The 3,016-nt window shown below is 71.7% G+C and carries 3 protein-coding genes; all 3 read left to right on the top strand.

The features are described from left to right. Positions 1-502 (top strand): branched-chain amino acid dehydrogenase (locus DEIPI_RS28350; protein ID WP_045233608.1); only part of this gene is annotated, 502 nt, incomplete at its 5' end. Continuing rightward, positions 499-1,119 (top strand): uridine kinase, encoded by a 621-nt coding sequence (udk, locus tag DEIPI_RS0104005; protein WP_045233607.1) that lies wholly within the window; start codon positions 499-501, stop codon positions 1,117-1,119. The genes DEIPI_RS28350 and udk, both read left to right, overlap by 4 nt. Positions 1,120-1,199: 80 nt before the next feature. Next, a partial coding sequence (locus tag DEIPI_RS28345) for a DUF5693 family protein (protein WP_084473938.1) occupies positions 1,200-3,016 on the top strand: 1,817 nt, incomplete at its 3' end.

Genomic DNA, 3,016 nt, shown 5'->3' with positions numbered 1-3,016 from the left:
CCGCGCCCTCGCCGGGCACCTGCTGCGCGAGGGCGCGCGCCTCACCGTCGCGGACCTGCGGCCCGAGAAGGCGCAGCGCCTCGCGGAGGACACCAACGGCGGCGTCACCGTCGTCGACGCGGACGCCATCTTCGACGTGCCCTGCGACGTCTTCTCCCCCTGCGGGTTCGGGCACAGCATCCGCAGCACCAACGTGCCGCGCCTCCAGGCGAAGATCATCGCGGGCGGCGAGCACAACCCCCTGACCCGACGCGGGCAGGACCTCATCAAGGAGGCCGGAATCGTGTACGTCCCCGACTTCGCCGTGAACGCCGCCGGGCTCATCGCGGGCGCCACCGGCCAGAGCGCCGAGGAGGCCGCCGAGCGCGTCTACCAGAACGTCTCGCGGATCTTCGCGGAGGCCGCCCGCACCGGGAAGCCCACCCACGTCGTGGCGCGCGCCCTCGCGCTCGCCCGCATCCGCCTCATCGGCTCGCTCGGCGCGCGCGGGAGCGAGCTGTGAGCGGCGCCTCCTTCGTGATCGGCGTGGCGGGCGGCAGCGGGAGCGGCAAGACCACCGTCACGCGCCGCGTGCTGGAGACCGTCGGCGCGTCGGGCGCGGCGGTCCTCAACCAGGACAACTACTACCGCGATCAGAGCGACATCCCCTTCGACGCGCGGCTCGGCACGAACTACGACCATCCCGCCGCGTTCGACTGGGACCTGCTGCTCGAACACCTCGACGCGCTCACCAGCCACGTGCCCGTCGAGATGCCCACCTACGACTTCACGCAGCACACCCGCGCGGCCGTCACGCAGCGCGTCGTGCCCGCGCCCGTGATCGTGCTCGAAGGCTTCTTCGCGCTGTACGACGCCCGCGTCCGCGAGAAGATGCACCTCAAGGTCTTCGTGGACGCCGACGCGGACGTGCGCTTCATCCGCCGTCTGCTGCGCGACACGCAGGAACGCGGACGCAGCGCGGAGAGCGTCATCCATCAGTACCTGGAGTACGTGCGGCCCATGCACCTGCAGTTCGTGGAGCCCACCAAGCGCTACGCCGACGTGATCATCCCGCACGGCGGGATGAACGAGCCCGCGCTCGACATGCTCACCGCCCGCATCCGCGCGACGCTCGGCTGAGTTCCGCCCTTCCCGGACGGCCCCGCCTGCAGGCGGGGCCGTCTCAACCTGATCTTCATGCGAACTGCGATACTGTCACGGTGCAGTCCGAACCCGCCACTTCCGCCGCGGGACGCCTCCGGGGCGTCCTGCTCGTCGTGCTCCTGCTGAGCCTCGTCCCGGCGCTCATCCTCGCCTGGAACCGGATCCGCTACGAGCAGGCCTCCCGCACCGTCACGATCGTGATGGACTACCCCGCCCTGCTGTCGCACGCGCGCAACCTCGGCCGCGACCCGGAGGCGCTCCTCCGGGAGTACCGCGGGCTCGGCGTGAACGGCGCCGCGGTGTACGAGGACGTCGTCGCGAGCCTCGTGCAGCGCGGCGAGGCGATCCTGCGCGGCGGCACCGACTTCGTCGCCGAGGACCCCGAGGCGGCGCGCCGCGCGGGCATCGAGCCCGGCTGGACGTACCTGAGCTCCGTCGTGCCCGGTACCGTGGAGGCGCTCCCCGCGCGCTACACCTACCAGACGAAGAAGGTCCGCGCGGACGGCCGTGACTGGATCGGCTGGCCCGTCAACATCGGCGCGGTGTCCGCCGGACCCGACCGCAAGCTCATCGCGCGCCTGAAGGGCGAGGGGCTCAACGTGGTGTACCGTCCCTTCGACTCGCCCGTCGAGAAGCAGGTCGCGGCGGACTGGCCGGACGTGCCCTACATCGCCTTCACGGACGTGGAGGTGCCCGGCGCGGACGATCCCGCCCGCTTCGAGCAGCTCAAGGCGCGCATGGGGAGCCGCGTGCCCGCCATCATCGAGTTCACCCCGCAGAAGGGCATGGACGAGCTCATCCAGGACCGTCCCGCCATCCGCATGTTCTCCATCCGTCCCGAGTGGCAGGCGCTGCTGGAGCCCGACGAGGTCGCCAGCAAGTTCGTCCTCGCGGCGCGCGAGCGCAGCCACCGCCTGCTGTACGTCCGGCCCTTCGACACGGAGGCGCAGACGACGGAGTTCCTCTCGAAGGTGCAGTCCGGCCTGCGCAAGGCGGGCATCTCGGTCGGCACGCCCGTCCTCGTGAACTACCAGCCGAGCGCGGCGCTGCGCGCGCTGTCCCTGCTGGGGCCGCTCGTGGCGCTCGCGCTGCTCGCGCTGAGCTACCCGCTGCGCCGCCTCGGCTGGCTCGTGGCGCTCGGCACGCTCGCGCTGGTGGCCGTCACGAACTTCGGTTCGCCCTTCGCGGCGGGCGCGCTGCTCGCCGCCGTCACCTTCCCCGCGCTGGGCTTCGTGATGCGCCGCGAGCGGCCCACGGACTGGCTCGTCGCGACGGGCTTCAGTCTCGTCGGGGTGCTGTTCGTCGCGGCGCTCGGCACGGAACGCCTGTCCATGCTGGGCCTGGAGCCCTTCAAGGGGGTCGGCCTGACGCTGGTGGTGCCGCTCGGGCTGTTCGCGCTGTCGCTGCTGCCGCGTCAGGACATCCGCAAGACCGCCGTGGACCTCTACAACACGCCCATGAAGCTCGGCGACCTCGCGATCATCATGGTGGGCCTCGCGGCGATCGCGCTGATCGTGCTGCGCCGCGGCAACACGCCCGCCGTGGGCGTCAGCGCCACCGAGGCGAAGGTGCGCGCCCTGCTGCAGGACAACATCATCCGACCGCGCTTCAAGGAGATCGCCGGGCACCCCGCCGCGATCCTGGGTCTCTCGAAGCGCTTCCCGCCGTACTTCTCGTACCTGCTGCTGCTCGGCGGCGTGGTGGGGCAGGCGAGCATCCTCAACACCTTCAGCCACTTCCACACGCCCCTGCTGATCTCCTTCCAGCGCGCCATCAACGGCGTCGCGTTCGGCGGCGTGATCGGCTTCGTGCTGCTGCCGCTCGTCGTGTGGGGCATCGGGCTGTTCCGCCGCGGGCCGGGCGCGGGCCCGCG

The sequence above is a fragment of the Deinococcus pimensis DSM 21231 genome, from assembly GCF_000519345.1.
Classification (GTDB): Bacteria; Deinococcota; Deinococci; order Deinococcales; family Deinococcaceae; genus Deinococcus_A; species Deinococcus_A pimensis.
The sequence above is the reverse complement of the archived record's forward strand: the minus strand, read 5'-3'. Positions and strand labels throughout refer to the sequence as shown.